The 25,628-nt window shown below is 35.8% G+C and carries 29 protein-coding genes, 1 other RNA gene and 1 riboswitch; of the genes, 25 read left to right on the top strand and 5 right to left on the bottom strand.

Features of this window, described 5'->3' with window-relative positions:
- Nucleotides 1-84: 84 nt before the first annotated feature.
- From MUA90_RS11125 to ssrA, 6 genes are all read left to right on the top strand, one after another.
- Nucleotides 85-552: a hypothetical protein gene (locus MUA90_RS11125; protein WP_240430825.1), complete on the top strand. Its 468-nt coding sequence runs from the start codon at nucleotides 85-87 to the stop codon at nucleotides 550-552.
- 78 nt (nucleotides 553-630) lie between these two features.
- Nucleotides 631-867, top strand: coding sequence for a preprotein translocase subunit SecG (gene secG, locus MUA90_RS11120; RefSeq protein ID WP_105993589.1), 237 nt, complete (start codon nucleotides 631-633; stop codon nucleotides 865-867).
- Nucleotides 868-957: 90 nt separating this feature from the next.
- The gene (locus MUA90_RS11115; protein WP_105993590.1) at nucleotides 958-1,698 is read left to right on the top strand and encodes an alpha/beta hydrolase; all 741 of its coding nucleotides are present in this window, start codon (nucleotides 958-960) and stop codon (nucleotides 1,696-1,698) included.
- A gap of 47 nt (nucleotides 1,699-1,745) precedes the next feature.
- Nucleotides 1,746-4,106, top strand: a complete 2,361-nt coding sequence (rnr, locus tag MUA90_RS11110; protein WP_262586930.1) for a ribonuclease R — start codon at nucleotides 1,746-1,748, stop codon at nucleotides 4,104-4,106.
- A 71-nt stretch (nucleotides 4,107-4,177) separates the two neighbouring features.
- Nucleotides 4,178-4,648 carry an SsrA-binding protein SmpB gene (gene smpB, locus MUA90_RS11105; RefSeq protein WP_105993592.1) on the top strand — a complete coding sequence of 157 codons (471 nt, stop codon included), beginning with the start codon at nucleotides 4,178-4,180 and terminating at the stop codon, nucleotides 4,646-4,648.
- 146 nt (nucleotides 4,649-4,794) lie between these two features.
- Nucleotides 4,795-5,155, top strand: a transfer-messenger RNA (tmRNA) gene (gene ssrA, locus MUA90_RS11100).
- Between the two features lie 153 nt (nucleotides 5,156-5,308).
- On the opposite strand, the gene MUA90_RS11095 is transcribed toward ssrA, so the two are convergent.
- A complete protein-coding gene (locus MUA90_RS11095; protein WP_262586927.1) occupies nucleotides 5,309-5,929 on the bottom strand; it encodes a DUF4352 domain-containing protein in 621 nt (206 codons plus the stop codon).
- A gap of 388 nt (nucleotides 5,930-6,317) precedes the next feature.
- Here MUA90_RS11095 and MUA90_RS11090 point away from each other — a divergent pair, with 388 nt between their 5' ends.
- A complete protein-coding gene (locus tag MUA90_RS11090) occupies nucleotides 6,318-6,521 on the top strand; it encodes a cold-shock protein (protein WP_105993593.1) in 204 nt (67 codons plus the stop codon).
- Between the two features lie 72 nt (nucleotides 6,522-6,593).
- Here MUA90_RS11090 and MUA90_RS11085 read toward each other — a convergent pair whose 3' ends face one another.
- Nucleotides 6,594-7,304: a hypothetical protein gene (locus tag MUA90_RS11085; protein WP_262586925.1), complete on the bottom strand. Its 711-nt coding sequence runs from the start codon at nucleotides 7,302-7,304 to the stop codon at nucleotides 6,594-6,596.
- Nucleotides 7,305-7,419: 115 nt separating this feature from the next.
- Nucleotides 7,420-8,724 (bottom strand): TrkH family potassium uptake protein, encoded by a 1,305-nt coding sequence (locus tag MUA90_RS11080; protein WP_262586923.1) that lies wholly within the window; start codon nucleotides 8,722-8,724, stop codon nucleotides 7,420-7,422.
- Nucleotides 8,725-8,938: 214 nt separating this feature from the next.
- Between MUA90_RS11080 and MUA90_RS11075 the strand changes: the two genes are divergently transcribed.
- The 3 genes from MUA90_RS11075 (at nucleotide 8,939) to MUA90_RS11065 (ending at nucleotide 11,105) form a co-directional block, all read left to right on the top strand.
- Nucleotides 8,939-9,520, top strand: coding sequence for a LemA family protein (locus MUA90_RS11075; protein WP_105993596.1), 582 nt, complete (start codon nucleotides 8,939-8,941; stop codon nucleotides 9,518-9,520).
- Nucleotides 9,517-10,386 (top strand): TPM domain-containing protein, encoded by an 870-nt coding sequence (locus tag MUA90_RS11070; protein ID WP_262586922.1) that lies wholly within the window; start codon nucleotides 9,517-9,519, stop codon nucleotides 10,384-10,386. Before MUA90_RS11075 ends, MUA90_RS11070 begins: the two co-directional genes overlap by 4 nt.
- 515 nt (nucleotides 10,387-10,901) lie before the next feature.
- Entirely contained in the window at nucleotides 10,902-11,105 is a 204-nt protein-coding gene (locus tag MUA90_RS11065; RefSeq protein ID WP_114603793.1) for a YozE family protein, read from the top strand.
- A gap of 217 nt (nucleotides 11,106-11,322) precedes the next feature.
- Here MUA90_RS11065 and MUA90_RS11060 read toward each other — a convergent pair whose 3' ends face one another.
- A complete protein-coding gene (locus tag MUA90_RS11060; RefSeq protein ID WP_262586919.1) occupies nucleotides 11,323-11,841 on the bottom strand; it encodes a GNAT family N-acetyltransferase in 519 nt (172 codons plus the stop codon).
- 425 nt (nucleotides 11,842-12,266) lie between these two features.
- Between MUA90_RS11060 and aroD the strand changes: the two genes are divergently transcribed.
- The gene (aroD, locus tag MUA90_RS11055) at nucleotides 12,267-12,992 is read left to right on the top strand and encodes a type I 3-dehydroquinate dehydratase (RefSeq protein WP_262586918.1); all 726 of its coding nucleotides are present in this window, start codon (nucleotides 12,267-12,269) and stop codon (nucleotides 12,990-12,992) included.
- Between the two features lie 72 nt (nucleotides 12,993-13,064).
- Nucleotides 13,065-13,607: a nitroreductase family protein gene (locus tag MUA90_RS11050; protein ID WP_105993601.1), complete on the top strand. Its 543-nt coding sequence runs from the start codon at nucleotides 13,065-13,067 to the stop codon at nucleotides 13,605-13,607.
- 71 nt (nucleotides 13,608-13,678) lie between these two features.
- On the opposite strand, the gene MUA90_RS11045 is transcribed toward MUA90_RS11050, so the two are convergent.
- Nucleotides 13,679-14,002, bottom strand: coding sequence for a thioredoxin family protein (locus tag MUA90_RS11045; RefSeq protein ID WP_262586915.1), 324 nt, complete (start codon nucleotides 14,000-14,002; stop codon nucleotides 13,679-13,681).
- Between the two features lie 143 nt (nucleotides 14,003-14,145).
- Here MUA90_RS11045 and MUA90_RS11040 point away from each other — a divergent pair, with 143 nt between their 5' ends.
- From MUA90_RS11040 to sufU, 13 genes are all read left to right on the top strand, one after another.
- The gene (locus MUA90_RS11040; RefSeq protein WP_105993603.1) at nucleotides 14,146-14,502 is read left to right on the top strand and encodes an arsenate reductase family protein; all 357 of its coding nucleotides are present in this window, start codon (nucleotides 14,146-14,148) and stop codon (nucleotides 14,500-14,502) included.
- Nucleotides 14,503-14,651: 149 nt separating this feature from the next.
- The gene (gcvH, locus tag MUA90_RS11035; protein ID WP_105993604.1) at nucleotides 14,652-15,032 is read left to right on the top strand and encodes a glycine cleavage system protein GcvH; all 381 of its coding nucleotides are present in this window, start codon (nucleotides 14,652-14,654) and stop codon (nucleotides 15,030-15,032) included.
- 288 nt (nucleotides 15,033-15,320) lie between these two features.
- Entirely contained in the window at nucleotides 15,321-15,683 is a 363-nt protein-coding gene (locus tag MUA90_RS11030) for a toprim domain-containing protein (protein WP_105993605.1), read from the top strand.
- A complete protein-coding gene (locus tag MUA90_RS11025) occupies nucleotides 15,680-15,976 on the top strand; it encodes a thioredoxin family protein (RefSeq protein WP_262586913.1) in 297 nt (98 codons plus the stop codon). Before MUA90_RS11030 ends, MUA90_RS11025 begins: the two co-directional genes overlap by 4 nt.
- Nucleotides 15,977-16,029: 53 nt before the next feature.
- A riboswitch (SAM riboswitch) is annotated at nucleotides 16,030-16,135 on the top strand.
- 97 nt (nucleotides 16,136-16,232) lie between these two features.
- Complete coding sequence (locus tag MUA90_RS11020; protein WP_114603789.1) at nucleotides 16,233-17,258, top strand: methionine ABC transporter ATP-binding protein; 1,026 nt, start codon at nucleotides 16,233-16,235, stop codon at nucleotides 17,256-17,258.
- The gene (locus tag MUA90_RS11015) at nucleotides 17,251-17,946 is read left to right on the top strand and encodes a methionine ABC transporter permease (protein WP_262586910.1); all 696 of its coding nucleotides are present in this window, start codon (nucleotides 17,251-17,253) and stop codon (nucleotides 17,944-17,946) included. The genes MUA90_RS11020 and MUA90_RS11015 overlap by 8 nt, the downstream gene beginning before the upstream one ends.
- A gap of 24 nt (nucleotides 17,947-17,970) precedes the next feature.
- Nucleotides 17,971-18,795 (top strand): MetQ/NlpA family ABC transporter substrate-binding protein, encoded by an 825-nt coding sequence (locus MUA90_RS11010; RefSeq protein WP_262586908.1) that lies wholly within the window; start codon nucleotides 17,971-17,973, stop codon nucleotides 18,793-18,795.
- Between the two features lie 222 nt (nucleotides 18,796-19,017).
- The gene (locus MUA90_RS11005) at nucleotides 19,018-20,406 is read left to right on the top strand and encodes an ATP-binding protein (RefSeq protein ID WP_262586906.1); all 1,389 of its coding nucleotides are present in this window, start codon (nucleotides 19,018-19,020) and stop codon (nucleotides 20,404-20,406) included.
- Nucleotides 20,363-21,067, top strand: coding sequence for a hypothetical protein (locus MUA90_RS11000; protein WP_262586903.1), 705 nt, complete (start codon nucleotides 20,363-20,365; stop codon nucleotides 21,065-21,067). The genes MUA90_RS11005 and MUA90_RS11000 overlap by 44 nt, the downstream gene beginning before the upstream one ends.
- A 351-nt stretch (nucleotides 21,068-21,418) precedes the next feature.
- On the top strand, nucleotides 21,419-22,177 hold the full coding sequence (sufC, locus tag MUA90_RS10995) for a Fe-S cluster assembly ATPase SufC (RefSeq protein WP_105993612.1): 759 nt from the start codon (nucleotides 21,419-21,421) through the stop codon (nucleotides 22,175-22,177).
- Between the two features lie 64 nt (nucleotides 22,178-22,241).
- The gene (gene sufD, locus MUA90_RS10990) at nucleotides 22,242-23,549 is read left to right on the top strand and encodes a Fe-S cluster assembly protein SufD (RefSeq protein ID WP_262586900.1); all 1,308 of its coding nucleotides are present in this window, start codon (nucleotides 22,242-22,244) and stop codon (nucleotides 23,547-23,549) included.
- Nucleotides 23,550-23,729: 180 nt separating this feature from the next.
- The gene (locus MUA90_RS10985) at nucleotides 23,730-24,980 is read left to right on the top strand and encodes a cysteine desulfurase (RefSeq protein WP_262586898.1); all 1,251 of its coding nucleotides are present in this window, start codon (nucleotides 23,730-23,732) and stop codon (nucleotides 24,978-24,980) included.
- Complete coding sequence (sufU, locus tag MUA90_RS10980; RefSeq protein ID WP_105993614.1) at nucleotides 24,970-25,440, top strand: Fe-S cluster assembly sulfur transfer protein SufU; 471 nt, start codon at nucleotides 24,970-24,972, stop codon at nucleotides 25,438-25,440. The genes MUA90_RS10985 and sufU overlap by 11 nt, the downstream gene beginning before the upstream one ends.
- The last annotated feature ends 188 nt before the right edge of the window (nucleotides 25,441-25,628 follow it).

Below are 25,628 nucleotides of genomic sequence, written 5' to 3'. Positions count from 1 at the left end.
GGAATACTCCCACTTCTCTTTCATAACTGATATAATTAAAAACAATGAGAGTATTCTATATTTATTAAGGAGTTTGGTTTTATCGTGGATACTGAAAATACTAAAGCGATGCGCGCAAAAAAATCAGGGAAATTGATCGCATACGCTTCAATCTTTTTAGCGATGATGTATGCGACATATATTTTTGTGGTATTGGATAAAAGTGTCATTGTTGATTTATTAACTTCCCACCAAATTGAAGCTACGAAAAATGCGGTCGGCAACTTCTTGAACAGTTACCGCTTAACCGGCATTATGTATTTACTGGCTTACTTATGCGGGTTAATCGCAATTTGGAATCAGCACCCGTATTTATGGTGGTTCTTGTTTGCAGTCTATATTTCACAAACTTTCTTTACTGCTGTGAACGCTGGGCCGATTATGCAAAGTATTATTCATGTGAAGTCTTTATATATGACATTGCCGTTATGGATTACTTTGGCAGGTTCATTAATCTTGGCACTGTATATGCTGATTATATCTATCAAAAGAAAAAGTACGTTTAATCGTTGATTTTTTGGATCTGAATTTGATATACGCTGTCTTTTCGTGTTATAATTGTCAGGTATATTATGAATGGAGGACTAACGCATGCATGTTTTGTTAACAGTTTTATTAGTCATTGACTGTATCGCTTTAATTACAGTTGTGTTACTCCAAGAAAGCAAAAGCAATGGACTTTCAGGAGCAATCAGCGGCGGTGCTGAACAGCTCTTTGGTGGAAAACAGAAACAACGCGGTGTAGATTTATTCTTAAACCGTGTCACAATCGTATTATCTATTGTGTTTTTCGTGTTAATGCTCGCAATTACTTATCTTAATATGTAAATGTAAGGTCCGACAATGTAAAAGTCGGGCTTTTTTCATTATAATGGAATGTGAGTATGTATATTTAATGAGATGAAAGGGTTGAAAGACATGCAGATTAAATTGCCTGAACCGTTCTTCTTTGAAGAAGGGAATAGAGCAGTATTATTATTACATGGGTTTACTGGGAATTCATCAGATGTACGTCAGTTAGGACGTTTCTTGCAGAAGAAAGGTTATACATCTTATGCACCTCAGTATGAAGGCCATGCAGCACCACCGGAGGAAATTCTGCAATCCAGTCCGCATGTCTGGTTTAAAGATGCGTTAGACGGATATGATTTCTTAAAATCCAAAGGATATGATGAAATCGCAGTGGCTGGATTATCTTTAGGCGGCGACTTTGCCTTGAAGTTAAGCTTAAACAGAGATGTAGAGGGTATTGTAACCATGTGTGCGCCTATGTTTATCAAGACAGAAGGCTCAATGTACGAAGGCGTATTAGAATATGCACGCAACTTTAAGAAATACCAAGGTAAAGATGAAGCGACAATCGATCGCGAAATGGATGCATTCCATCCGACTGACACTTTAAAAGAGCTTCAGCAAACGATTCAAGATGTGAGAGATCATGTTGATGAAGTAATGGACCCATTATTGGTCATTCAAGCTGAACAAGATGATATGATCAACCCTGAATCTGCAAATGTAATTTATGATGAAGCGTCATCTGATGACAAATCAATTAAATGGTATGCAGAATCAGGTCACGTTATTACGATTGATAAAGAAAAAGAACAAGTTTTCGAAGATATTTATGCCTTCTTAGAAGGACTTGATTGGTCTGAATAAGATCATTAAAAATAAACTATTAAATAAGGAAGAAAGGAGGGGGCATAATGGATTTAAAACAATCTGTAGCAGAAATCATTAAACAACCTGATTATGAACCTATGTCAGTGTCAGATTTCCAAGATCGTTTAGGTTTAGATAATGCCGACTCATTCAGAGACTTAATAAAGGTGTTAGTTGAACTAGAACAATCCGGACTTGTGGAACGCACTAAAACAGACCGCTATAAAAGAAAGAGCAGTCAAAAGAAAATGAAAGACAACTTAGTCAAAGGGACTTTAAGCCAAAACAAAAAAGGTTTTGCCTTCTTAAGACCTGAAGACGAAGACATGGAAGATATCTTTATTCCTCCGACTAAAATCAACCGCGCCATGGATGGCGACACTGTTATTGTAGAAGTGCAGCCCTCACGCGGAGATTTCAAAGGAAAAGTCGAAGGGGAAGTTAAATCAATTGAAAAACATTCCGTTACACAAGTAGTCGGAACGTATACAGAAGGCCGTCATTTCGGTTTCGTAATTCCGGATGACAAACGTATTATGCAAGATATTTTCATTCCGAAAGGTCAAAGTTTAGGTGCTGTAGAAGGCCATAAAGTGTTAGTGCAGATTTCTAAATACGCACAAGGCAACGATAATCCTGAAGGCCATGTTTCTGCAATCTTAGGGCATAAAAATGACCCGGGTGTAGATATTCTTTCAATTATTTACCAACATGGCATTGAAATCGAATTCCCTGATGAAGTATTGAAAGAAGCAGAAGCCGTACCGGAATCTATCGAACCATCAGAATTAGAAGGCCGCAGAGACTTGCGTGATGAATTAACAATTACAATTGATGGCGCAGATGCGAAAGACTTAGATGATGCGATTGCGCTGAAAAAGCTTAAAAACGGCAATACGCAATTAACAGTAAGTATCGCAGATGTCAGCCATTATGTTAAAGAAGACTCAGCGTTAGACAAAGAAGCATATGACCGCGGTACAAGTGTTTATTTAGTAGACCGTGTTATTCCGATGATTCCGCATCGATTAAGCAATGGTATCTGTTCATTGAACCCGAATGTAGACCGCTTAACATTAAGTTGCCGTATGGAAATCAATCAAGACGGCAAAGTGGTAAAACATGAAATCTTTGACAGTGCGATTCAATCTGATCATCGTATGACTTATGATGAAGTAAATCAGATTATTACGGATAAAGATGAAGCGGTACGTTCAAAATATTCAGATGTGGCACCGATGCTGGATATGGCGCAAGAATTAAGCAATACACTGATTCAAATGCGTAAACGCCGTGGTGAAATAGACTTTGATATTGATGAAGCACAAGTTATCGTTAATGACGAAGGTATTCCGGTAGAAGTGAGAATGCGTGAACGCGGCGAAGGTGAACGCTTAATCGAATCCTTCATGTTAGCTGCGAACGAAACAGTTGCGGAACACTTCAACAAAATGGAAGTGCCGTTTATCTATCGTGTGCACGAACAGCCGAAATCAGATCGCTTAACGCAATTCTTCGAATTCATTACGAACTTCGGAATTTTGGTAAGAGGTACAGGCGAAGATGTATCTCCAAGTACACTTCAAGAAATTCATGAAAAAGTGAAAGGTCTGCCTGAACAAACAGTAGTATCTACTATGATGTTACGCTCTATGCAGCAGGCACGCTATGAAGATACGAACTTAGGCCACTTCGGTTTATCAGCGGATTACTATACACACTTTACGTCACCGATTCGTCGTTATCCTGACTTAGTTGTCCATCGACTCATACGCAAATACTTGATAGAAGATTCAATGAGCGGTAAAGAACTAAGGAAATGGGAAGATAAGCTTCCAGAAATCGCAGAACACACTTCTAATCGCGAACGTCGTGCAATTGAAGCTGAACGTGACACGGACGAACTGAAGAAAGCAGAGTTTATGCTTCAACACATCGGTGATGAGTTTGAAGGTATCATCAGTTCTGTCGCAAACTTCGGTATGTTTGTAGAATTGCCGAATACTGTAGAAGGTATGGTGCATGTGTCTAATATGACAGATGACTATTACCAATTCGCAGAAGGTCAAATGGCTATGATCGGCGAACGCTCAGGCAATGTCTTCCGCATTGGCGACGCTGTTAAAATCAAAGTCGTTAATGTCGATGTGGAACAACGTATGATTGATTTCCAAATCTTAGGCATGCCGGAACCAAAACGCAAAAAATCAAGCGAACGTCCTGCACGCGGTACGACAATCCAAACAAAAACACGCGGTAAAAACCTTGGCGGAGATAAGAAAAAAGGCAAGAAGAAACAACGTAAAGGTAAAAACCAACGTAACCGCGATAAACAAAACAATACAAATCACAAACCGTTTTACAAAAGTAAAAAGGTAAAACAAAAAGCACGTAAAAAGAAATAATGTATGAGAAAGAGATTTAAGTACTGTGTACTTACTTCTCTTTATAATAATTTCAACAAGAGGTGAACACGATGTCGAAGAAGAAGAAAAAATCTCCTGGTACTTTAGCGGAGAACCGCAAAGCCAGACACGATTATAATATAGAGGATACGCTTGAAGCGGGCATTGTGTTAAGAGGTACAGAAATTAAATCCATTCGTCGCGGCAGTGCCAATTTAAAAGATAGTTTCGCACAAGTGAAAAATGGTGAAATTTACGTTCATAATATGCATATTGCGCCTTATGAAGAAGGCAACCGATTTAATCACGATCCATTGCGCCCAAGAAAACTGCTCTTACACAAAAGAGAGATTCAAAAATTGGGAACACGTACACGTGAAATCGGCTATTCTATTATTCCGTTAAAACTGTATCTCAAGCATGGACAATGCAAAGTCTTAATTGGTGTTGCGCGAGGCAAGAAAAAATACGATAAGCGTCAAGATCTTAAAGATAAAGCAGTAAAGCGCGATATCCAACGTGCAATGAAAGACCGTTATTAAGGGCAAGCAGGCACGTCCTGCTTCCCGCATCTTATTTAAGAATAATAAGAGAATGTAAACAATTTCGTTGCTTAGTTAAAGTTTATTTGATATGATAAAGAATGCTTTCGGATTCTTTACAATTAGAATCTGTTTATTAATATTAAGGGGGCGTTTTGGATTCGACAGGGGTCCCCAGAGCTTATTAAGCGTGTCGGAGGGTTGTCTTCGTTATCAACACACTCAGTTTATAATAACTGGCAAATCAAACAATAATTTAGCAGTAGCTGCCTAATCGCACTCTGCATCACCTAACAGCATCGCCTATGTGCTGTTAACGTGATTCAACTTTAGTAGGATACGCTAGGCACTGCTGTTCGAAGTCTGTCTAGAAGAGATTAAGCGAACTAGCATGGTGTTGGTTGTCTATTTCCTACCACCATGTGAAATTTGAATAATAGACTACACACGTAGAAAGATTTGTATCAGGATCCTTGGACGCGGGTTCAAATCCCGCCGCCTCCATACATATGCCTATAACCCGCGCGGTTATGGGCTTTTTTATTTGGATATTGCCACAAAAAGTGCACAAATTTATTAATTTTTCATAAAGATTTTGAATGACTGTGCTTGTTATGAAAGCAAAAAAAGAGGGCAGTTTTTGAGCTGCCCAAAATGAGATTATTTTAATTTGATTTTTTCTGTTTTAGTTCCAAAAACACCAGATTGAACTTGAAGTACTAAATTTTGTTTGTTTGCGACTTCTTTTGATACGTCGAAAACAACTTTTCCATTTTTAGTGCTGTCTGGATTTATTTTATCTCCGAAGAAACCTAGATCATCAGGCGATACAGCTTGGTTGGCAGTAGTTGATGCTGCAGAATCAGCTTCATAAGTTTTGCCGTCCCCAACTAATTTGAAGAATGAGTCTGCAATATCTACTGCTTTATCTCCGTTATTTTTAACAGTAACGTCTAAAATAATAAATGTTCCTTTTGCTTTGTTAGTCAGTACATTTCCCACTTGATCAGCAACTGCTTTATTTGTCACATTGAACTCTAGTTTATCGAGTTTAACAACTTCATTCATTTTGTGAGTGGCTTTAGTTTCTTCTTTTTTGCTGGCAGTTTTGTTTGAATCAGAATCTCCACCGCCAGTTATTGCATTGCAAGCACTGATGATTATGATTAGTATGATAATTGATAAACAACCAACTAGAAATTTGTTCTTCTTTTTCGGTTTTTGTTGTTGTGCTTGAAATGCTTTAAACTGCTCGAATTGCTTTTTTTCTTGATCATTCATGTTGTAACCTCCAAGATGTTTTGATTATAATAAAGCGGATATACGCCTATTAACATAAAAAGAATATGTTTGTAAAAACTTTGTGAAAAGTATTTTTGTTTTGTAAATATTGTATAGTTATTTTGTGTAAGTGCCAATAGGAAATTCTTCATTTTCTAATTTTTATGGTCAATCAAAATGTAATTTTACATTATAGGTTGGTTTTTTTTATTTGTAAGTGTTATTTGAGTCAAAAGGGTGTACAAATCGAAAAAATACGTGTAGTATTGAACTTAAGTAATTTTTGTTCGTGAAATTAATTTGAAGTTTTATTCGTATGAATTTGCTCCCATTGATTTTTATAAACAAGTTACAAATATTCGTGCAAAAGCACATGGAGGATTTTTATATGAATAACGGTACAGTTAAATGGTTTAACGCAGAAAAAGGTTTTGGATTTATCGAAAGAGAAAATGGCGACGATGTATTCGTACACTTCTCAGCAATCCAAGGCGATGGCTACAAAACATTAGAAGAAGGCCAACAAGTTGACTTCGACATCGTTGAAGGCGACCGCGGTGAACAAGCTGCTAACGTTGTAAAAATGTCATAATTTTTACTAAAGCTGAAATAAGCAGCACAACAATCTTTTAAAGGTTGTTGTGCTGCTTTTCTTTTTGGATAATTATTGTTTATATTGATCGTATTTTCCTGCTTTTATATCTGATTCGCGTCTTTGTATTTCATCATATATAGCTTTTTGTTCTTCTTTACTACCATCGTAATAGCCTTGTTCTATTGCAGTTTTAGTTTGGAGTTCTTGAGTAGATAAGCCGCCATGATTTTTTTTACGTAGTGCATTGATGTATTCGTCTTTTGTTTGTGCAGCATTAATTTCAGCATTAACGTCTTGTTCTGAAGTATTTGATTGAGTATTACCTTGTTGTTCGTAGATGGATTTTTCCGTACCGCTTTCAACACGTAATGAACTTTGGTAGGCAGCACTTGCTGGTCCTTCCATCACGTTGCCTTGTGGGATGACGCCATTTGCGACTGCAGAGTTATAGGCCTGTATTTTATCCATTTCGCTGTAATTACCATAAATAACACTTTCTAATGTAGCGCGATCAGTTATATTGTTGAGACTGACTTGCTTTTGAGTGTTGTTATTGTCCTGTTGTTGCTTATTATGAGGTGAGCTTTTAGAGGAATTATTTTCTGAAGTCTTTGATTTGTTCTGGCTGTCGTTTTCTTTTTGCTTATCTTTTGAGTGCTCTTTTGATTTTTTAGTTGATTCACTTTGCGATTTCTTTTCGCTTTTATCTGAATCATTATCGCTATTGCAAGCTGAGAGTAATAATAAGCTTGTAGCGAGGATAAAACATAATTTTTTCATAATCATTTTTCATTTCTAAATAGGGTTACTTATAATATAACTGTATTTTATGTTTTGTAAAACCCTATATCGTAAAAGAAAACAAGACCCGAAAAACAGGTCTTGTGTATACAGATTATAAATAGATATTGCCTTTGGCATATTGATAAAAGCGTTTTTTACTAGGGATGAACAGTGCTAATACTGTTACAACACCTAATTTACCGCATATCATGACAATAATGATAATAGCTTTTGTCAGAGTATGATATTCAGTTGTAAAGTTCATACTTAAACCAACTGTACCAAACGCTGATACGACTTCAAAAATAACTTTAATGAATGGTGTTGTTTCGTTTAAACAGCTGACAATAAATGTGACAGTCAACACAAATATTAAACTTACAGAAGTGACAGTAATTGCTTTTGCGATTGTTTTAGGTTTAATCGTTCTATTGAAGAGTGTTGTATGATCATCGTCACGCAATGTGCTGTATACGAACATAAGCACAACAATAAATGTAGTGACTTTAATACCGCCTGCTGCACTAAAAGGTGTACCGCCGATGAACATTAAAATCATCATCATAATTGCGGTAGGGGTATGAATCAAACCTAAATCTACAGATTGGAAACCGGCTGTTCTCGTAGTGACAGATTGAAAGAAAGAAGTGCCGATTTTAGCCCATATATTAAAAGGTCGTAACGTATTGGTATATTCTAATAAGAAATAGCCTGCTGTACCAATGGCAATTAAAGCTAGCGTAGTAGTAACTGCGACTTTTGTATGCAGCTTTAATTTAGATAATCTTCTTGTACGTATCAAATCAGACATCACTAACGGTCCAAGACCACCCATAATGATTAATATAGGAATGATAAGTGTAACAACCGGATCATCATTGAACCCGATCATGTTCTTTGAAAATAATGCAAACCCTGCGTTATTGAACGCTGAAACAGCGGTGAACATACTGATGAAGATACCTTTGCCAATACCGTATTTCGGTACAAACGATAATGCTAAAAGCAGCATGCCGATGAATTCCGTTGTGATACTATACAGCGTTAATTGTCGAATTAAACGTACCATACCGCCAGGTTCATCCACATTCCAAGTGACCATAATCAATTTGCGTTCGTGCATGGATATTCTGCGGTTAGCGATAATCAATGTAAGTGTTGTAATGGTCACAATACCTAATCCGCCGATTTGAATTAAAAACATAATAATGATGTCGCCGAGCCAATTAAACTGTGTTGTGATATCTACAGTGGATAGACCGGTAACAGTAAACGCACTAGAAGCTACAAAGAAAGCATCTATAAATGAGGTATATTGCTTACCTGTCGCAGGCAAATACAGCAATAACGCTCCAAATAGTGTGGTACTAAGAAATAATAGTAAATAAACAGTTAAGGGCTTCTTTAAGAAATCCAAACGAACACCTTCTAAACTTGAATGTATTTTTATGTGTATTTCGAATACAACTGTTATTATACAATTATTTTTGGTAATTGCATCTATAAAATAACACTGTTCAAAAATAAATTTATGAGGGTATAGACAAGAAGCTTCTGTTCGTGAAATTTAGCCAGATAGATAGGTATCATGTATAATAAAATTGAGAATCTTTAAGTTAAAGGAGCAGATTATGAAGAAAATACTTACACCTCTTATCATCATCGGAATCGTTATAGTCATCATTGGAGTGACTATGATTGCACCTTACAATAAACTTGTAGGAATGGATGAAGATACTGAAAACCAACTGTCTAACATTGATAACCAGCTTCAACGCCGTGTTGATTTGATTCCAAACTTGGTAAATACTGTTAAAGGTTATGCGAAGCATGAAGAAGATGTATTTAAACAAGTTTCAGATGCACGCAGTAAACTAGCTGGTGCCTCAACACCGAAAGAAAAAGCTGAAGCAAACGAAGAAGTGAATTCTTCATTAAGCAGACTCTTAGCAATCAGTGAGAATTATCCAGATTTAAAAGCAGACAAACAATTCACTGGATTGCGCGATGAACTAGCTGGAACTGAAAACAGAATTGCGGTTGCCAGAAATGATTACAATACATCAGTCAATAAATATAACCAAGCCATTCGACACTTCCCAACAACCATTGTTGCTAAAATATTCGGATTCGATAAGAAAGAGTACTTTAAAGCTGAGAAAGGTGCCGATAAAGCTCCTAAAGTAGATTTCGGCACTGATAAATCTCAATGATAAAACGCATTGCCAGCTTATTAGCTGTAATGTTCGTTGGGATATTGCTCGTTGCACAGAATGCAGGTGCTGCGTCATCAGATAAATTTCCTAAACTAGAACCACCGGTATTTGTTCAAGATCATGCAGATTTAATTTCTGCGCAAGATAAAGACGAAATTGTAAATAAAGGTCAAAAATTGCAAGATGGTACAGACTCGGACATTTTGGTAATGACGATGAAGTCCATTGGTCAAACACCAAAAGAAGACTATGCGTATCAAGCTGGCCGCCACTATAAAGTAGGGGACCAAAAGCATAGTCGAGGTGTCGTTATTCTAGTCAATTTAGATAATGGTAATGAATATCAAAACAGAGGTATCCAAGTTGCTGTCGGAAGAGGCCTGGAAGGTGTTTTAAACGACGCTAAAGTAGGTGCTCTGATTGATGACAATTTCATGCCTTATGCGAAAAAAGCAGCACATGCTGATAGTAAGGAACAACAAAAAGCATATTACAGTCAAGGTATTACACAACTGTACAATGCTGTATGGAAAGAGATAGCTAAAGCTTATGGTTATGATGGTGAAAAGTTCACTGAGTCCTCACCAAAAGAACAAGATAACTCAGAAGGAGATGCTTATTTAAGTGTCTTCGGCATCTTTTTCCTTATTGTCGTGATACTTATTATAATCTTCACTAAAAATGGCGGCGGCGGACCTCCAAGAGGCGGCGGTCGCAGAAGACATGATTCAGATACTTGGTGGGTCGGATCTGGAGGCTTTGGCGGAGACTTCGGCGGCTCATCAGGCGGTGGAGGATTCAGCGGCGGCAGTTTCGGCGGAGGCGGCGGCTTCGGCGGCGGAGGTGCCGGACGCGGATTCTAATCTCATCGCTATGCACTAAGCAGGACTTTTTACGGTCCTGCTTTTTTATTTTGCACGCTTTTAATTAAAAATATTTCACACATGATTCAATTGAGCTATTTAAATATTACAAAAGATTGAATTTAGTGAAAAAATAATGCATTAAACTTTATAATGTCTACATAAAAGCCTTGCGTTTCTGTACCCCCTCCGCTAACGTAGAGAGTAAGAAGAATGAATCCTGCAAAAATATATCAAAGATAGAAAAGTAAGCGTGATTATTGGGTGGATGAAGTCTTCGGAAAATTATGATTATTTGATCGGACGAACTTAGAATGTGAAAAACACGGTGCTGAAATAGGTTGATTGTTTTAATAAGTAATCAATGAATTTTGCTAAAAACTATATTCAATATGAAAATTTATGTTATACTGACAAAAAACCTATTTAACTGATAAGAATAATTTTTCGTAGATAGCGAAGACTTATTGATACTAGTGTTTTCAATTTAGAATATCTTTAAGTGGGGTTGTTATATGAGCTTTTATAAATTTATTATCACATTTATGGAAGATGATACACCATTTGGGCAATTAGCAGAGTATATTATCAAAGATAATAATTTTCCAAAAGAAGAAACAAATACAGAACATATCTTCGAGTATGTTCATGAAAATTATTATGAACACCATCTGTTAGAATCAGCAAACAGAGCCCTTAGCGTGTATAAAAGCAATTAAAATAAGCAAGTGCAAACTCATCATTTTTGCACTTGCTTTTCTCATAAATAAAATTAAATCGTAAAAATTACGATTTATGGTTTACAAATCTAACATCATCATGTAATATAAAACGTAACCGTTACGATTTACGGTCACTTAATTACAACTTACTTTACTTAATCAATTCGGTACACGGGAATGTACCGAATTTTTTATTTTATGCCTCTCATACAGCTTAATTAAGATGTGCTGCTTCTTTTTGAATTGGATAAATTAACCAATGCTCATCGATATATTTCTCTCCGTATTTGCGTGATGCAGTTTCAAAACCGATTTTAGAAAAACCATACTCGCTGTAAAATGTAAGAGCACTGATATTATTTGATGCGACCGGTGCTAAAATCTTTTCGATTGCACGTTGTTCACAAAAATCAGTAACAGTGTTCAATAATTTCTCATCGAGATGATCGATATCTTTAACATACATATTTTCTATGATTGCTTTATGCTGTGTTCCGACAATAATAGGGTGAAACAAAGTTAATGCACCCACAAGTTCTTTGTTGAAGAAGACGCCGAATAAATATTGGACTTTATTGCTTTTATCTACTAGTCGTTTGAAATAGTCCTTTGACAATGTATTTTCATCATAAATCGCCCATGTATAAATATTTTTAAAGTCACGCGTTGCTTCTTTGAATAGTTGGTAGACCTCATCTAAATCTTCTGGGCCTAGCAAGCGGAATTCTTTCATAAATAACACCTCTTTTGGTATATCTGGATTTCTTGTTTGTTTGTCTTAATCCCGTTATCACTGATAAGTTTAATTTAATATTATTATACGTATTTAATCAAAGCAATACTAAAATGATGGTTTTAACAAAAAAGTAAAATTATAAAAGGTGTTGCTTGCAATATTAAGCTACATTAATCTTAATGAATGTAATTGTACCTCCAGGTAATTCTTATGCTATTATATAAAATAATTATAATGCGTACACACAAGCGTGAGAAGGGACAGATGACATGGGGTGCATTGCATTTATCGTTATAGCGCTTATTATTTTAGTTATATTATCATTTATAGTCTTACTATTAGTTTTAGACTAGTGTTAAACTATTAATAATATAAACGATTCAAAATAACAAGCAGCAATGTTAAATAAAGGGGTTGTTACAATGACACAGGTTGAAGTCGCGGCTACTATTGCGCCGAAATTTGAAGCAACAGAAGAATTACTGACACAATTGAAGGAAAATGCAGCAGCAATAGATATCATTGAATTAAGAATCGATCAGCGAGAAACGTTTGATCAAGAGGCATTAGAAGCATTAACAGCTGCATTGCATGAGGCACATCAAACTGCCAAAATTCTAGTGACCTATCGTACAAGTTCACAAGGCGGAAAAGGGGAAAAATCCGAAACAGCTTATTATGAATTGGTTGAAGCATTAATCGAATTGTCTGGTATCGATATGATTGATATTGAATGGGAAGAACAAAACAAATTACGTATTGAGCAATTAGTAAAGAAAGCACAAGCATACGATTTAGAAGTAGTACTTTCTCAACATGACTTCAAACAAACACCTCCGTTAGAAAACTTGAAATTTACTTACTTTAAAATGAGTAAGACAGGGGCAGATTATATAAAACTTGCAGTAATGCCGAACACTGCAGAGGATGTAACGCATTTATTAGATGCGTTGTATATTTCATCAGAGAGTGTCGGCGCTAAAGTGATTGGTATTTCTATGTCTCAATTAGGACTGGTTTCAAGAACAGCGCAAGGTGTCTTTGGCGGTACAGTGTCATATGGTGCGTTAGGTGAAGCGCAAGCACCAGGACAAATTCATGTCAGCAAATTAAAAGAATTGTTAACTTTATATGATATAAACAAATAATTTGAAATAATATGTAAACCAATCTATACTATAAATGATAATGATTATCAATAGGTAAAGGAGAGTTGGATTGTGGAATTAAGGGAAGCAATTTCTTCAAGACGCAGTGTGAAGATTTTTGACCATGATATGCATATAGATGATAAAGCGTTGTATGAAGCATTAAAACTCTCTACAGATGCACCTAATCATGGAATGAGGGAACCTTGGAGAATCATCCATGTGTCTAAAGACAGACTGCCTGATTTAAGCAGATCGGTTTCTCGTTATGCGTTTCGCAACGAACCAGAGAAACAGCAAAGTCACTACGATGCAGTGACAAAATTAGGCGGCTTACTCGTATTGATCGTAAAACGAGATCCAAGACAAAAAGAAAACCTAGAGAACCATTTAGCATTTGGTGCTTATGCACAAAACCTGATGCTGCTGCTGCATGAAGCAGGCATCGGTACGTGCTGGAAAACACCGCCATACATTTTCCAACCTAAAGTGAGAAAAGTATTAGGTGTAGAAGATGATGAAGATTTATTAGGTTTCTTATATCTTACAGACATGGAAACAAAAATCCCTCCAAAAAAACCGCGTCATACTGAAAATTTTATTTCAGAATATTAATGTATAGAAAAAGCCGGGCTGCAAATCAATGCAACCCGGCTTTATTTATACGTTAGACGTAAAATTATTAATTATTTATTGAAAGTTTGGCTTAAGAAATCTTCAACTTGTTCTGGAGATTTAGCATTTGCTGAATGCAAGTGTGCAGTTTTTTTTCCATCTTTGAATACAAGCAAGCTAGGAATACCCATGACTTCGTAATCTTGTGCAACATCTTCTAATTCGTCGCGGTTTACTGTATACCATTTATAGTCGTTGTATTTTTCAACAATCGGGTCAATCCACATATCCATAGCACGGCAATCAGGGCACCAGCCAGCTTCGAATTTAATGATAACTGGTTCATTGCTTTGAATGATATTATCGAAATCTTGACGTGTTTTAATCGATTCCATTTAAATTTCTCTCCTTTTTTCTGATACTACTAACATTATTATAACCAATTTGTGCGTAAGATTAAAAAAATATACCTATAATTTAAAGCGTTCTTTATGAAAATTTGCTATATTAGAAATAATTAGTTAAAGGAGGTCAAAAGATGATTAGATTCTATCAGTACCACAACTGTACGACTTGTAAAAAAGCTGCAAAATTTTTAGATGAATATGGTGTAAGTTATGAACCGATTGATATTGTAGAACTAAACCCGAATAAAAGAGAGCTGCAAGACATTATTGATAAAACGGGTGTTGAGCTTGATAAGTTATTTAACAAACGCGGAGGAAAATACCGCGAACTTGGTCTGAAAGATAGATTAGACAGTTTGTCTGATGATGAAAAACTAGATTTATTGGCTTCTGACGGTATGTTAGTCAAACGTCCGCTTGCTGTGTCTGGCAATAAAATTACATTAGGTTTTAAAGAGCAAGAATACAAAGATACTTGGGTAAATTAAGTTAAAAGCCCAACAGCAACAACAGATTGCTAATTATTAAATTAACTCTAAAGATTAAAAAACTACAAGATGTCTATAAATAGTTGAATGAAAAGGTTTCATATGGCATCATTAAAGAGTATTCATTTATAAAATAGGAGGGGATTCGTGTGGCAGTGCCAGAGGAATTAAAATATTCAAAAGAACATGAATGGGTAAAAGTTGAGGACGATACAGTAACAATCGGTATTACTGAATACGCTCAAGGAGAACTTGGTGATATCGTATTCGTTGAATTACCAGAAGCTGACGATGATATCGAAGAGGGCGAATCTTTCGGAAGCGTTGAATCAGTTAAAACTGTTTCTGAATTATACGCTCCAGTTTCAGGAACTGTAGTCGAAGTTAACGAAGAATTAGAAGACAGCCCAGAATTTGTTAATGAATCACCATACGAAAAAGCATGGATGGTTAAAGTTAAATTAAATGACGAAAGCCAATTAGATGAATTATTATCAGCAGATCAATATAAAGAAATGATCGGTGAATAATTGACGATTCGTCGTAACTCCAAGATACTTTGTATTTTGGAGTTATTTTTTTATTTAACGGGCTATAAGTAACTATGAAGGTAAAGTGCAAGTGCTTAACAGCAGAATTATTACATAAATTAAAAGGGCTTGTTTGTACATAAAACAAGTTGCGTGTAATTTAAAAGGCGCTTGCGTTACAATTGAGTTAGCAGCTCACAAAACAATATAATATTGGTAAGAACCTAAGCACTTACGTTTGCAAGTTATTATGCAATGATATCACGAGAGTATTGGAGTGTAGTGAATATGGCATTGTTAGATAAAGTAATCGTTGTTGAAGGTAAGACAGATAAGAAGCGTGTTCAAGAGGTCATTGATGAACCAGTACAGATTATTTGTACACATGGTACGATGGGAATCGATAAATTAGATGATATGATCGAAACATTATATGAGCGTCCGGTTTATATTCTTGTTGATGCGGATAAGGAAGGCAGACGGATTCGTCAATGGTTTAAACATTATCTTTCTGAGAGCGAGCATATTTTTGTAGATAAAACATATTGCGAGGTGGCTCGCTGTCCACGCCCATATCTTGCCAGAGTGCTTAGAAATTATGGATTTATGGTAAAAGGTGAAGCACCTGTGAAAGGATTAGTATATAGATGAGTTCTAAGCAGCATATTGCAGATATCACACAAAACTTTGATCAAGATAAACATTTGATATTCGGCTACACACCGATGTGCGGAACATGCAAAGTGTCTGAACGCATGCTGGATATTGCAAATGAGATTTTAGACTTGCCGATTGTTAAGGCAGATTTAAACTTCCATGCAGATTTCAGCGAACAATATCAAATTCAATCTGTTCCTGTTTTGATGGTGATGTCTAAAGATGAGGAACTAAAACGCATTTATGCATTTCAATCTGTTCCTTATTTATTAGAAAATTTAAAATAGTTATTGACGCCTACCGAGTGAAGTGGTAGGATTAATATCAATTAAATAGTTATCTCTTATCAAGAGAGGTGGAGGGATGTGCCCGTTGAAACCCGGCAACCGTCTTTTAAAGAAATGGTGCCAATTCACAAAAAGTTGAACTGCTTTTGAAGATGAGAGAAAGAAATTTTAAATTGCTTTCTCTTTTTTGCTTACAGCAGCGATAAGAGAAAGCATTTTTAATTTTGCAGGTAAAGTAAGGAAAGGGGAGAAACAAGTGATTCAACTGAAACAAATCGTCAAAAGGTATAAGACGAAACACCAAGATGTGCTGGCAGTTGATCATGTCGATTTAGATGTGGCAGAAGGTGTCATATACGGTGTCATCGGGTTTTCAGGTGCCGGTAAAAGTACACTTGTCAGAATTTTAAATTATTTAGAGGAACCTACATCAGGAGAAGTCATCATAGATGGAGATGAATTAGGACAACTCAGCAAGGCGCAGCTTAGACAGAAACGACAAAAGGTAAGTATGATATTCCAACATTTCAACTTGCTTTGGTCGCGAACTGTTGTAGATAACATTAAGTTTCCGTTGGAAATAGCCGGAGTAGATAAGAAGAAAGCTGAAAGCAGAGCACAAGAGCTTGTAGAACTTGTAGGACTTAAAGGGCGAGAAAATTCTTATCCTTCTGAACTATCTGGCGGTCAAAAACAAAGAGTGGGTATTGCACGTGCTTTAGCGAACGAACCGAAAGTATTGCTTTGCGATGAGGCAACAAGTGCACTCGACCCGCAAACAACTGATGAAATTTTAGAGTTATTACTGAAAATCAGAAAAGAAGAAGATTTAACAATTGTTATCATTACGCATGAAATGAATGTCATTCGTCAAATCTGCGATGAAGTTGCAGTAATGGAAAATGGTAAAGTGATTGAACGCGGCGATGTAAAAGAGGTCTTTGAAAATCCTCAGCATCCGGTAACTAAACGCTTCGTTAAAGAGGGCTTGAATGATGAATTCGATGAATCGATTCAAGAACTTATTCCAGAAGCAACAAATGGTTACATTGTCCGTTTGAACTTCTCAGGAGAAGAAACAACTGAACCGGTTGTATCATATATCACTCAAAAATATAATCTCGATGTGAACATCTTAGAAGCGAATATCCGTCATTCGAAAAGCGGACCGATCGGTTTCTTGATTGTACATATTGCAGACTTGAAAACTGAATTTTTTGATGATTTTAAAAACGAGCTTGAAAACCGCAATGTACATGTGGAGGTGATTCGAAATGGATAAGTCATTCAGCGATATTCTGCGCGAAATGGTAACCATGCCGAACGTCCAAGGGGATCAAGTTTGGGTGGCTTCATACGAAACACTTTATATGACTGCTATTTCAACTGTTTTTGCATTCTTTATCGGCATTATTTTAGGTGTGCTGCTTTTCTTAACAGCTAAAAGCAAATCACCGGCAGCCAAAGTGTTTTATCAAATCGTATCATTCATTGTCAACTTGTTCCGTGCAATTCCGTTCATCATTTTAATCTTGTTATTGATTCCATTTACAAGTTTGATTTTAGGAACAATCAGCGGACCGACAGGGGCATTGCCGGCATTAGTCATTGGCGCGGCACCATTCTATGCACGTTTAGTTGAAATTGCGTTTAAAGAAATAGATAAAGGCGTTATTGAAGCTGCACGTTCAATGGGTGCAAATACTTGGACAATTATTCGAAAAGTATTAATTCCTGAATCACGTCCAGCACTTATCTCAGGTATTACAGTTACAGCTATCGCATTAGTAGGTTCAACTGCAGTGGCCGGGGTAATCGGTGCCGGCGGTTTAGGTAACTTAGCTTATTTAACAGGCTTTACAAGAAACCAAAATGACGTCATCTTGGTTTCAACTATCTTTATTTTGGTATTTGTGTTCATTATCCAATTTGTGGGTGACTGGGCTACAAATAAAATCGATAAACGTTAATTACATTAAGAGAGGGTCAATTCAATGAAAAAGATTATTACTATTTTAGCAGTTTTAGTATTAACTGTAGCTTTAGCAGCATGCGGCAATAAAGACAAATCAAGCGGAGAAGAATCTAAGACAATTAAAGTCGGAGCATCACCGGCACCTCACGCTGAACTTTTAGAACAAGCAAAACCAATCTTGAAAAAAGAAGGTTATGACTTAAAAATTAAAACAATCAACGACTATACTACACCTAACAAATTAGTAGACAGCGGTGAATTGGATGCGAACTTCTTCCAACACACACCTTACTTAAACACTGAAAAGAAAAGCAAAGGCTATAAATTAGTATCTGTAGGCAACGTTCACTTAGAACCAATGGCTGTGTATTCTAAAAAATACAAAAGCTTGAAAGAACTTCCAAAAGGCGCAACAGTTTACGTATCAAACAACCCAGCTGAAGAAGGACGTTTCTTGAAATTCTTCGTTGACGAAGGCTTAATGAAATTGAAAAAAGGCGTTAAAATCCAAGACGCACACTTCAGCGACATTGTAGAAAACAAAAAAGATATCAAATTCAACAACAAACAATCAGCTGAGTACTTACCAAAAATCTATCAAAACCAAGATGTTGACGCAGCAATCATCAACTCTAACTTCGCGATCGAACAAAAATTAAGTCCTAAAAAAGACTCTATCGCACTTGAAAAACCAGAAAACAACCCATACGCAAACTTAGTAGCGGTTAAAGAAGGTCATGAAAAAGATAAAAAAATCCAAGCTTTAATCAAAGCATTACAATCTAAAGAAATTAAAGATTTCATCAATAAAAAATACGATGGTGCAGTCATCCCTGCCGAGTAAACCATTGTCTATCACTCTCAAGCATAATGCTTGGGGGTGTTTTTTTATTGAGTTATTCATAGATTGTTATCAAATAAAATCGATTAATAAATCTACATTTGATATTTAGAAAAGACTAATACACTGATTAAATTGGCTAAACAGTTAAAAAAACGTATTCTATAAGATAGGTGTGATATAATAGAAGCGGGAATTTAAGTGACTGTGACATAAGGAGAAATTATGAAAACAACAATTAAAATGAGTGATATGACATTAGGCAATATTAAAAACGTAAACTACGGTTCCTTTAATACAAACGCTAATTTTTCTAATATAAACAAATCTAACGTTGTGGGGTTTTATGGTCAAAATGGATCAGGAAAAACTGCGGTAGTTGATGCATTCAAAATTATCGAAAGTTTAATAGAAAATAGAGAGTTGTCTCAAATCGGAAAAAGGTTAGTAACATATGGTAAAGAGAATTTATGGTTGCAAGCTAAGTTTATTGTCATATTAGAAAATAAAAAAAAGCTGTATCTTGAGTATTATGTCGAAATTTCAGAGAAAGATAGCGGCTATCATGTTGAATCTGAAAAATTAGTATATAAAGAAGATGAAAAAGGCAAGAGGTTCAAAACGCTAGTGCAAGCAGATTCCGACACAATATATGTCAGAAATCAAAATATTAAAACGATGAGAGACGAAATGAAGATTCAAGGGTTAGTTTCATTTCATTTGTCTAAAAAACAAAGGAAGTCGCTTATTTTTAATAGTGAAATGTTACCAATTTACAATGAAGTTTTTTCAAAAGAAGAAATGCAGATTTTTTACGCATTAAGTATTCATTTTGTTCAAGGCTTGCACATTATTGAAAATAGAAATTACGGGCTTTTAATGGCGAATATTTTAATCCCTTTTAATATCTTTCAAGATGAAGTTAAAGGGATAGTGCCATTGAGTCAAAGTGTCGATAATAAATCGGCTGCTATCCCTAAAAAGATTTTTGATTTATTGAAAAGAGAGGTTTTCCCAAATATAAATGTGGTCTTACCTTGTATCGTTCCAGGTTTGACGATAGAAATTAATGAAATTGCTGAAATTCATAAAGAAGGTGGAACGAAAGGAATACAATTTGAATTGCTCTCTAATAGAAATGGTAATAGGCTCCCTCTTAATACAGAATCTGAAGGTATAATCAAAATCATATCTATGCTAAGTGTTTTGTCAGCGTTATTTAAAGAGACTAATGTTTGCGTAGTTGTAGATGAATTAGATGCAGGAGTATTTGAATATTTGTTAGGAGAAGTCTTGAAAATTGTAGATGAGAGTGCAAAGGGACAATTGATTTTCACTTCGCATAATCTTAGAATTGTAGAATTATTACCCACTCATTCAATTTGGTTTACTACAACGAACTCTGAAAATAGGTATGTACAACTTAAACATACAAGTAAAACGTCCAATAACAGAGATGTGTATATAAGATCTTTGCAAATTAAAAATCAACAAGAAGAACTGTATGATAAAACAGATAATTTTAAAATTAAAAGAGCATTTAAAAAACTAGCAAGAAAAGGAAGTCATCATGAAAAACAAAATTCTTATAGCTTTGGTGGAAGGGGACACTGATGAGGCTTTAATAAATGTTTTGATAGAAAAGTTCAAATCAAATATTGAATTTCAAGTCCATATAGTTAGGTGTGATTTATTTTCACAATATACTCAAAAGAGTATAAAGCAAAATATAGGAGATTGGATTAAGAAAGAAGTATTAGTTAAATACAAGTTAAAAAAGAAAGATATTATTGCTGTTATTCAAGTGATAGATATAGATGTTGTTTACTTATCTAATGTAAAAATAAACAATCAAGTCGATAGAATTGCATATTATGACGATAGAATTGAAGTTCCTAATGAGAAGCGTAAATGTGAGATTCTGAGTAGAAATAAAAATAAAAGCAGTAAGATCAATCAAATGATCATCACGAAAATATTTTCCAATATAGAGTTTAGGTTGTTTTTCTTTTCGTGTAATTTAGAGCATGCAATTTTCAATAAACTAAATTTGTCGCAAGAAGATAAAGATGATTTGATGTTTGAGTATATTGACTGTACTGAAATCGAAGAGATTGAGAAACATATTGAAAGTGTTGCTTGTCGAAAAATAACAAATGATTTTGAGGAAGACTTTGATAACAGTTGGCAGATGATGAAAAGTTTTGAGATGAATGTTAGAAATACTAATATCAATTTATTAAATAGTTATGTCAGTTTCATATTGCAAAGGTAATCTATCACTCTCAAGCATAATGCTTGGGGGTGATTTTTGGTTGTAATAGGAAATGAAAGCAGTGGGAATTGTCCTTCTAAATATGTGACAAAGATATGGGTAATGATAATAGAAGGAGAGAAAATGAGAATCAACGGCTTTAAAATTCGTGCAGCTTTTCACATTGAATTGCATTTTTAAAAGTGATTACTATTTAAGAATTCTTTTAATTTAGGTACTTAAAAGGTTTATTCTAGGGTTTAATTGCGTTATAATTTATAAATGTACGAATGTAGTGCTGTTTTGACTACAGATTAAAATTATTATAAACTAGTAATTGAAATACTATTTATGTTTACGGAGGGACTTTTAATGCCATCAACATTGGAGATTAAAGACTTACACGTGTCTATCGAGGATAAAGAAATTTTAAAAGGTGTTAACTTAACGATTAACACAGGAGAAATTCATGCAGTAATGGGACCTAACGGTACTGGTAAATCAACTTTATCAGCAGCAATCATGGGTCACCCAGCTTTCACAGTTACTAAAGGTGAAGTTTTACTTGACGGTGAAAACGTTTTAGAATTAGACGTTGACGAACGTGCAAAAGCAGGTTTATTCCTAGCTATGCAATATCCATCAGAAATCACTGGTGTTACAAACGCTGACTTCATGCGTTCAGCAATTAATGCTAAACGTGAAGAAGGTAAAGAAATCAACTTAATGCAATTCATTAAGAAATTAGATAAAGAAATGGAATTCCTAGATATGGATCCTAACATGGCACAACGTTACCTTAACGAAGGGTTCTCAGGCGGCGAGAAAAAACGTAACGAAATTTTACAATTAATGATGTTGCAACCTAAATTCGCTATTCTTGACGAAATCGACTCAGGTTTAGACATTGATGCGTTGAAAGTTGTATCTAAAGGTATCAACGAAATGCGCGGAGATGACTTCGGTTCATTAATCATTACGCACTATCAACGTTTATTAAACTACATCACACCTGATTTCGTACACGTTATGTATAACGGTAAAATCGTTAAAACAGGCGATGCAGAATTAGCAAAACGTCTTGAAAATGAAGGTTATGAATGGGTTAAAGAAGAATTCAGCGAAGCGTAAGCTTATACGCAAAGATGAAACAACCGATTAAATGTTATAAGTATCGTTAGGAGGATATTAAGTTATGACGACTGAAACTTTGAACATTTCTGAAGCAGAACTTGTTGAGTATTCACAAGCCCAAAATGAACCTTCTTGGATGACAGAATTACGTAAAGAAGCGTTGAAACTTACTGAAACTTTGGAAATGCCGAAACCAGATAAAACTAAAATTACTAAATGGGATTTCGACTCATTTAAACAATTCGAAACAAAATCTGAAAAATACACTGACATCAGTGAAGTTCCAGAATCAATCGAAAAAATCATTGATGTTGATCAATCAGAAAATTTAATCATTCAACATAACAACTCACTTGCATTCTCACGTGTTTCAGAGCAAGCACAAAAAGACGGTGTAGTGATTGAAGGTTTAGCTGATGCATTAGTTAATCACGGCGACCTTGTTCAAAAATATCTTATGAAAGATGCAGTGAACGTTGACGAACATCGTTTAACAGCATTACACACAGCATTAATCAACGGCGGTGTATTTGTATATGTTCCTAAGAACGTAGTTGTAGAACACCCAATCCAATATGTTGTGTTTCATGATGATGAGAACGCAAGCTTCTTCAATCATGTGATTATTGCGACTGAACAAAGCGCAGAAGTCACTTATGTTGAAAACTACTTGTCTGACGTAAGCGGCGAAGGCAACCAAGTAAACATTATTTCTGAAGTGATTGCGGGTGCTAACTCAAAAATCACTTATGGTGCAGTAGACTATTTAGATAAAGGGTTCACTGGCCATATCATTCGTCGCGGTATTACAGAAGCAGATGCTACAATCAATTGGGCACTTGGTTTAATGAACGAAGGCAACCAAATCATTGATAATACAACAAACTTGATCGGCGACCGTTCGACAAGTGAATTGAAATCAGTAGCAGTAGGTACAGGCGAACAAAAATCTAACGTAACATCTAAGATTGTTCAATACGGTAAAGAAACTGATGGTTACATTCTTAAACACGGTGTTGTTGAAGAACAAGCAACTATCATCTTTAACGGTATCGGATATATTAAACACGGCGGTTCAAAATCAGTTGCGAACCAAGAGTCACGTGTCTTAATGCTTTCTGATAAAGCACGCGGGGATGCCAACCCTATTCTATTAATCGATGAAGACGATGTAGAAGCAGGTCACGCAGCTTCAGTAGGCCGTGTGGATGATGAACAACTTTACTATTTAATGAGCCGCGGAATTTCTAAACATGAAGCGGAACGTTTAATCATTCATGGTTTCTTAGACCCTGTAGTAAGAGAATTACCAATTGAAGACGTTAAACGTCAATTACGTGAAGTTATCGAATTAAAAGTTGCAAAATAAAAAAAGTTAAGCTAGGCAGGAGAGGTTGAAAACAGGAGGAAGTCAACGCGGAATCAATCAACACGTTTGCTTTCCTCCTTCTCTTTCGACCACTTGAGCAACCAGATCTCAAATGATTCATTAAACCCTGTCTGCTTTTCGTTATTTTGTACGATAGTGATTATTAATGAAGAAAGGTCTGTGGATATAGTGGCCGAAACAACACTAAATGTTAATGAAGTTATAGAAGATTTTCCAATCTTAAAACAACAAGTCAATGGCAAACGCTTAGCTTATTTAGATACAACAGCGACAAGTCAAACACCGATTCAAGTAATCGAAGCAATTGACGATTATTATAAACGCTATAATTCTAATGTTCACCGCGGTGTGCATACACTCGGTTCATTAGCAACAGATGGTTATGAAGGTGCACGCGAAACAGTAAGACGTTTCATTAATGCACGTTATTTTGAAGAAATTATCTTTACAAGAGGTACAACAGCATCAATCAACTTAGTTGCACGCAGCTATGGGGATGCGAATGTTTCAGAAGGCGATGAAATCGTTGTCACTGAAATGGAACACCACGCAAACATTGTACCTTGGCAAGAACTTGCACATCGTAAAGGCGCAACTTTAAAATTCATCCCAATGACTGAAACAGGAGAATTAAACATCGAAGATGTGAAAGCAACAATCAACGATAATACTAAAATCGTTGCGATTGCACACGTTTCTAACGTATTAGGTACAATCAACGATGTAAAAGAAATTGCCAAAGTTGCACACGAACATGGCGCAATTATCAGTGTTGACGGTGCACAAGCAGCTCCGCACATGAAAATTGATGTTCAAGACTTAGATGTTGATTTTTATAGTTTCAGCGGACACAAAATGCTTGGTCCGACAGGTATTGGTGTCTTATTTGGTAAACGCAGCTTGCTTAAAGACATGGAACCGATTGAATATGGCGGCGATATGATTGACTTCGTAGGAAAATACGAAGCAAGCTGGGCAGACTTGCCGACTAAATTTGAAGCAGGTACACCATTGATTGCACAAGCAATCGGTTTAGCAGAAGCTATTAAGTACCTTGAAAATTTAGGCTTTGATGCAATTCATGCACATGAGAAAGAACTGACTGAATATGCGTATGAACAAATGTCTGCAATTGAAGATTTAGAAATTTACGGACCGCCGAAAGACAGACGTGCAGGCGTAATCACTTTCAACTTGAAAGGTATTCACCCGCACGATACTGCGACAGCTTTAGATACTGAAGGCGTAGCCGTTCGTGCAGGACACCACTGTGCGCAGCCGTTAATGAAATGGTTGAATCAATCTTCAACAGCAAGAGCAAGTTTCTATATTTATAATACGAAAGAAGACATTGATCAATTAATTAGCGCTTTAAACCAAACGAAGGAGTTTTTCTCATATGAATTTTAATAATTTAGATCAACTATACAGATCTGTAATTATGGACCACTACAAAAATCCGAGAAATAAAGGTAAATTAGATAACGGCTCTTTAACTGTTGATATGAATAATCCAACATGCGGAGACCGCATCCACCTTACTTTCGATATTGTTGACGGTATTATTGAGGATGCTAAGTTTGATGGTGAAGGCTGTTCAATTTCAATGTCTAGTGCATCTATGATGACTGAAGCAGTTAAAGGTCATTCACTAAAAGAGGCATTAGAAATGAGCCAAGAGTTCTCTAAAATGATGCTTGGCGAAGATTACGAACTTACTGAAGATATGGGAGATATTGAAGCATTGCAAGGTGTTTCTCAATTCCCAGCACGTATTAAATGTGCAACACTTGCTTGGAAAGCTTTAGAAAAAGGAACTGTGGAACGCGAAGGCAAAGCAGATCCTGAATCTGAAGAAAATGCAAAGTAAGTGTAAATAACGGGTAAACGTATGATAACTGGCAAGGTGGTTTCTTACTTGTCAGTTCCATGATAGACTGATTAATACAAGTATTATCTCAGCGCAGGTAATACACTAGCATTTAATCACCAAGAAGCGCTATCTATTTTTGAAATAATGTCACGGGTCAATAAATCGTGTTGATTATATAAAAGGAG

Source organism: Staphylococcus sp. IVB6181, from assembly GCF_025561445.1.
Taxonomy (GTDB): domain Bacteria; phylum Bacillota; class Bacilli; order Staphylococcales; family Staphylococcaceae; genus Staphylococcus; species Staphylococcus simulans_B.
Note: the sequence above shows the minus strand (reverse complement) of the source record. Positions and strands in the feature narration are given on the sequence as shown.